Origin of the sequence: Mesorhizobium sp. M7A.F.Ca.AU.001.01.1.1, assembly GCF_004022735.1 — a bacterium.
GTDB classification, from domain to species: domain Bacteria; phylum Pseudomonadota; class Alphaproteobacteria; order Rhizobiales; family Rhizobiaceae; genus Mesorhizobium; species Mesorhizobium ciceri.
In genome coordinates this window covers 1-2,584 of record NZ_RZPF01000829.1, presented here as the reverse complement: position 1 = coordinate 2,584, position 2,584 = coordinate 1, and the positions used below count along the sequence as shown (strand labels likewise).

Annotated in this window: 2 protein-coding genes; one reads left to right on the top strand and one right to left on the bottom strand. The window is 63.2% G+C overall.

Annotated elements, in window-relative coordinates; all coding sequences use genetic code 11:
• Window positions 1–1,169 (bottom strand): elongation factor Tu (gene tuf / locus EN884_RS32530; RefSeq protein ID WP_128360987.1); only part of this gene is annotated, 1,169 nt, incomplete at its 3' end.
• A 312-nt stretch (window positions 1,170–1,481) separates the two neighbouring features.
• On the opposite strand from tuf, the gene EN884_RS32525 reads away from it, so the two are divergent.
• Window positions 1,482–2,369 (top strand): DMT family transporter, encoded by an 888-nt coding sequence (locus EN884_RS32525; RefSeq protein ID WP_063168074.1) that lies wholly within the window; start codon window positions 1,482–1,484, stop codon window positions 2,367–2,369.
• Window positions 2,370–2,584: the final 215 nt, after the last annotated feature.

Below are 2,584 nucleotides of genomic sequence, written 5' to 3'. Positions count from 1 at the left end.
TTGATGGTGACGACGATGCCGGCACCGACGGTGCGGCCGCCTTCACGGATAGCGAAGCGCAGCTTCTCTTCCATGGCGATCGGCACGATCAGCTCGACATCGACCGTGATGTTGTCGCCCGGCATCACCATCTCGGTGCCTTCCGGCAGCGACACGATGCCGGTCACGTCGGTCGTGCGGAAGTAGAACTGCGGACGGTAGTTGGTGAAGAACGGCGTGTGACGGCCACCTTCGTCCTTGGTCAGGATGTAGGCTTCGGCCACGAACTTCTTGTGCGGCTTCACCGTGCCCGGCTTGGCCAGAACCTGGCCGCGCTCGACACCTTCACGATCAACGCCGCGCAGCAGCGCGCCGATGTTGTCGCCAGCCTGGCCCTGATCGAGCAGCTTGCGGAACATTTCCACGCCCGTGCAGGTCGTCTTGGTCGTCGGACGGATGCCGATGATTTCCAGCTCCTCGCCGACCTTGACCACGCCGCGCTCGACGCGGCCGGTCACCACCGTGCCGCGGCCCGAGATCGAGAACACGTCTTCGATCGGCATCAGGAACGGCTTGTCGAGCGGACGAACCGGCGTCGGGATGTAAGCATCGACCGCAGCCATCAGCTCGCGGATCGCGTCTTCACCGATCTTCTTGTCCGAGTCTTCGAGAGCAGCCAGAGCCGAACCCTTGACGATCGGAATGTCGTCGCCGGGGAATTCGTTCTTGGTCAGAAGCTCGCGAACCTCGAGCTCGACCAGTTCGAGCAGCTCGGCGTCGTCGACCTGGTCGACCTTGTTCAGGAACACCACGATCGACGGCACGCCGACCTGACGGGCCAGCAGGATGTGCTCGCGGGTCTGCGGCATCGGGCCGTCGGCAGCCGACACGACCAGGATCGCGCCGTCCATCTGCGCGGCGCCGGCGATCATGTTCTTCACATAGTCGGCGTGGCCGGGGCAGTCGACGTGAGCGTAGTGGCGGTTGGCCGTTTCGTATTCGACGTGAGCCGTCGAGATCGTGATGCCGCGCGCCTTCTCTTCAGGGGCAGCGTCGATCTGGTCGTAGCGCTTGTATTCGCCAAAATACTTGGTGATCGCCGCCGTCAGCGACGTCTTGCCATGGTCGACGTGGCCAATCGTGCCGATGTTCACGTGAGGCTTGTTACGCTCGAATTTACCTTTTGCCATTGTCTCTTTCCTTGGACGGCCCGGATCTTCAGTTCGGTCGAAGACCTTCAGTTCAGTCGAATGCGGGGCGATTAGCGACAAAGGCCAAAAAACACAAGCGTCTTTTGGCCGGGTGCCGTCTCACTCAGTCCGAACCATCGATCCGATTGCGGGGATGTGGCGCTGATATAGGAAGGCTCCGGGCAAAATGAAGGGGTAGCGGGCCGACCGATCGAGGCCGCGAAAGCGCCGGCTTGCTTGCCCGGCCCTGTCTGAATCATGGCCAGGCCATGGACCATTGCCGCCGCCATCCGCCTCTGATCTTGTGGCCGGATGCATTTCATCCCTGTCTCTATCCGCGGCCCGCTGTTCATGATCGTCTCGACGGGGTCGTATCTCGTCAACGATACAATGATGAAGCTCGCGACGGCGGGCCTGCCGTCTTATGAGGTGCTGTTTCTGCGGGGTGCCGCGGCGGCCCTCTGGGGCTTCCCGCTGCTGTTCGCGCTGGGCTACGGCAAGCAGATCCCGCTGATCTTCGACAAGCGCGTCCTGAGCCGGAACGTGCTCGAGCTGGCGGCGATCCTTTGCTATGTGGTCGCGCTCGCCAACATGCAGATCGCCGATTCCACCGCGCTCGGCCAGATCACGCCGCTCTTGATGCTGGTTGGCTCCTCGATCCTGTTTGGCGAGCGGATCGGCGGCCGGCGCATGGCGCTGATCGGGCTCGGCTTCGTCGGCGCGCTGATGGTGGCGCAGCCGACCATGCAAGGCATTTCGGTCTATGCCCTGCTGGCGCTCGGCAACGCAGCCCTTGCAGCGGCGCGCGACCTAGCCGGCCGGCGGGTCTCGGCCGAGGTGCCGGGGATGATCGTGGCGATTTCCGCCGTCGTGGTGGTGCTGATCGGCGCCGGCGCCGCGCATCTTGTTTCCGAGCGCTGGGTCATGCCCGGGGCGCATCACCTGCTGCTGATGGCAGGTGCTGGATTTTTCCTGATCTTCGGCCACTTCTTCATCTTCATGGCCTATCGCGTCGGACCGACCAGCGCCGTGGCGCCGTTCTACTATTGCTTCACCGTCTGGGCGGTCATTTCGGGCCTGCTGGTGTTCGGGCAATTCCCCAACACACTGGCGGTCTGTGGCATCCTGCTGGTCGTCGGCAGCGGGCTGACCATCGTGTCGCTGGATCAGCGCCAGCGCCGGTTGGCCGTCGTCGCCTAGCCTCGTTTCATTGCGGGAACGCCGATCTTTGTTTTCGCCGCCCCGATGCCATAGGCAAGCCACAGCCGGGCATACCGGCCTGAAGCCGGTCTTGCCTTCAGAAACTCGAAACCTCAGACGATCCGCAGGCGCCTAAAGCGTCCGCCTTGCGCTGAACTGATGGTAGGCCCACAGAACAACCACCGCCCCGATGACGGCAACGATCAGGCTGTAGA